The 3498-nt window shown below is 67.4% G+C and carries 2 protein-coding genes; both read left to right on the top strand.

From position 1 onward, the window contains the following. A partial coding sequence (locus VJS90_RS20980) for a VRR-NUC domain-containing protein (protein WP_324123548.1) occupies nucleotides 1–1647 on the top strand: 1647 nt, incomplete at its 5' end. Next, nucleotides 1644–3498 (top strand): ATP-dependent DNA helicase (locus VJS90_RS20985; RefSeq protein WP_324123549.1); only part of this gene is annotated, 1855 nt, incomplete at its 3' end. The genes VJS90_RS20980 and VJS90_RS20985, both read left to right, overlap by 4 nt.

Consider the following 3498-nt stretch of genomic DNA (forward strand, 5'->3'; position numbering starts at 1 on the left):
GCCCATTCCGTCGAAGACCCGTTCTACTACCTGCACAATTTCCAGCAGGTACTCGAGTGGGTGGAACTGCGCTATGCCGACCTGCTGGAGGCCGAGGAGCAGGCCTTCATCCGTGCGTTCGGCCTGTTGCCCCAGGCCTCGCGCGGGTTGCTGGTGCGCATGGTCATGCGCAAGGGGCAGCTGTTTCGGGCCAGCAAGCTGGAGTACGCCGAGATCGGCTGTACACGCCAGGCCTTGCAGCCCCTGTTGCAACACCAGTGGGTCAGCACCGACGCCACGCTCACCCTCGAGCAGCTGTTCGGCTTGCTGCGCAAGGAAGAGCTCGCCGAATGCTTCGCCCTGCAGCTCACCCAGCCGCGCGCGGCCAAGTCGCTGCTGCTGGCTCAGCTGCAATCGCTAGGCTTGTCCGCCAGACCGCTGGCCGAGTGGTTTCCCGGCTGTCCCGAGCTTATCGTCGAATGGCGCCTGCAGGCGCTGTGCGACCGCCTTCGCCTGCTGTTCTTCGGCAATCTGTACCAGGACTGGTCCGAATTCGTCCTCGCTGACCTTGGCCTGCTGCGTTACGAGCAGGTGGCCTTCAGCGTCGATTCCCGGGCCCTGCGCCAACGCGCCGAGGTGGAGCTGGCAATGGCCTTGCACGACTGCGCCGAGCGCCTGGAGCAGGGGGAGTCGCCGGCTGGCGTGCTGGCGGCGCTCGAAGGGTTGCACAGCGATAACCCGTGGCTGGTGCGGCGTCGTTCGCGCCTGCTGTTCCAGCTGGGCCAGCAGTGCGAGCGCCTGGGTGACTGGGACCTGGCCCTGACGGTCTATGCCGACTGCCGGCACCCCCAGGCGCGTATCCGCCAGGTGCGCGTGCTCGAGCGCAGTGAACAGTGGGCGCCTGCGCTTGCACTGGCCAGCGAGCTGGCAACGGCGCCCGCCAACCCGCTTGAGGTGCAGGCGCTAGAGCGCATGCTGCCGCGTCTGCGGCGCAAGCTGGGCGGGCCGCCGCAGCCGCGCAAGCGGGCCTCGACGGTGCGCCTGGTCGAACTCGAACTGCCGCTGGAGCAGTCGTTGCTGGGGGTGGAGGAGGCTGTAAGGCTGCACCTGGCGCAGGAGGGTGGGCAGGTGCACTACGTGGAAAACACCCTGTTCAACAGCCTGTTCGGGTTGCTTTGCTGGGAGGCGGTGTTCGCGCCTGTGCCGGGCGCGTTTTTCAACCCGTTCCAGGCCGCCCCGCAAGACCTGCACGACGCCGACTTCATGTCCCGCCGGGGCGAGCTGTTCCAGGCGTGCCTGGGCCTGCTCGATGACGACGGCTACCAGCAGCGCATCCGTCAGTGCTTCGCGGCCAAGCAGGGCCTGCAGTCGCCTTTCGTGTTCTGGGGCATGCTCAACCAAACCCTGCTCGACCAGGCCCTGGCCTGCCTGCCGCCGGCCCACCTCAAGCAATGCTTTCTGCGCCTGCTGCAGGATGTGAAGAACAACCGCACCGGCATGCCCGACCTGATCCAGTTCTGGCCGCAGGAAGGGCGCTACCGCATGGTCGAGGTGAAGGGCCCGGGCGACCGGTTGCAGGACAACCAGCTGCGCTGGCTCGACTTCTGCCACGCCCATGGATTGCCCGTGGAGGTCTGGCACGTGCGCTGGGTCGGGCAGGCGGCATGAGCTACACCGTGGCCGTGCGCGCACTGTGCGAATTCACCGCCAAGGCCGGTGACCTGGACCTGCGCTTCACCCCGTCGCCCACCGCGCAGGAAGGCATCAGCGGTCATCGTCGGGTGGTGGCCCGGCGGGATGCCGGCTATGAATCCGAAGTCGCTCTCGAGGGGCACTACGCCGGCTTGCGCGTGCGCGGGCGCGCCGACGGCTACGACCCCGCGCGCAACCGTCTCGAGGAAATCAAGACCCATCGGGGTGACCTGGCGCGCCAGCCTGCCAACCATCGCGCCTTGCACTGGGCGCAGGCGCGGGTGTATGCCTGGTTGCTGTGCCAGCAGCGGCAACTGGACGAGATCGACGTCGCGCTGGTCTACCTGGACGTCGACAGCGACCGCCAGACGCTGATCACCGAGCGCCAGGACGCCGCGACCCTGCAACGCTTCTTCGAGCAGCAGTGCCAGGTGTTCCTGGCCTGGGCCCAGGCCCAGGAGGGCCGCCTGGCCAATCGCGACCTGGGGCTGAAGGCGCTGGGGTTCCCGTACAAGGACTTCCGTCAGGGCCAGCGGCAACTCGCCGAGACCCTGTACAAGGCGGTGAGCACCGGCCGCTGCCTGATGGCCCAGGCGAGCACCGGCATCGGCAAGACCCTGGGCACCCTGTTCCCGCTGCTCAAGGCGATGGTCCCGCAGCAGCTGGACAAGGTGTTTTTCCTGACCGCCAAGACCCCGGGGCGTGCCTTGGCCCTGCATGCGCTGCACCAGCTCATGGACAGCAGCCCGGGCCTCGCCCTGCGCAGCCTTGAGCTGGTGGCCCGCGACAAGGTCTGTGAATACCCCGGCACCGCCTGCCACGGCGAGGCCTGCCCGCTGGCCAAGGGCTTTTATGATCGCCTGCCGGCGGCGCGCGAAGCGGCCATCCGCCAGCCCATGCTCGACCAGGGCAGCCTGCGCGAGGTGGCCCTGGCGCATCAGGTCTGCCCGTATTACCTCGGCCAGGAGATGGCGCGTTGGGTGGACGTGCTGGTGGCCGACTACAACTACTATTTCGACGCCTCCGCCTTGCTGTTCGGCCTTGCCCAGGCCAACCAGTGGCGCGTCGCGGTGCTGGCCGACGAGGCCCATAACCTGGTCGAACGTGGCCGGCAGATGTACAGCGCCACGCTGGACCAGGGCCAGTTGCTGGCCTTGCGCCAGAGCAAGCCAGTGGGCCTGGGCAGCGCGCTTGACCGCCTCAACCGCCAGTGGAACGCGCTGTACAAGGATCAGATCGCCCCGTACCAGGCCAGCGAGCAGCTGCCAGATGCGTTCATCAAGGCGTTGCAGCAGTGCATCGGCGTGATCCAGGAACGCCTCAACGAAGCGCCCACCGAGGTGGAGCCGCAGCTTCTGCAGTTCTATTTCCAGGCGTTGCAATTCAATCGCATCAGCGAACTGTTCGACGAGCATTTCATCTTCGACATCAGCCCCCGCAACGGGCCGCGCCAGCGGCGCCTGGCCAGTCTGTGCCTGCGCAATGTGGTGCCGGCGCGGTTGCTGGGACCGCGCATGGCCGCCGCGCGCAGTGTCACGCTGTTTTCCGCGACCCTGAGCCCCCGGCGTTTCTACGCCGACCTGCTGGGCATGCCAGACGATACGGCCTGGCTCGAGGTGGCCGCGCCGTTTCGCGCCGAACAGCTCAAGGTGCGCGTCATCAGCCAGGTGTCGACCCGTTACCACCAGCGGCAGGCCTCGCTGGCCCCGATCGTCGAACTGATCGCCGCCCAGTACCAGGCGGTGCCGGGCAACTACCTGGCGTTTTTCAGCAGCTTCGAATACATGGACCAGGTGGTCGCACTGCTTGCCGAGCGTCACCCGGGGA

Source organism: Pseudomonas sp., from assembly GCF_035277045.1.
Taxonomy (GTDB): Bacteria; Pseudomonadota; Gammaproteobacteria; order Pseudomonadales; family Pseudomonadaceae; genus Aquipseudomonas.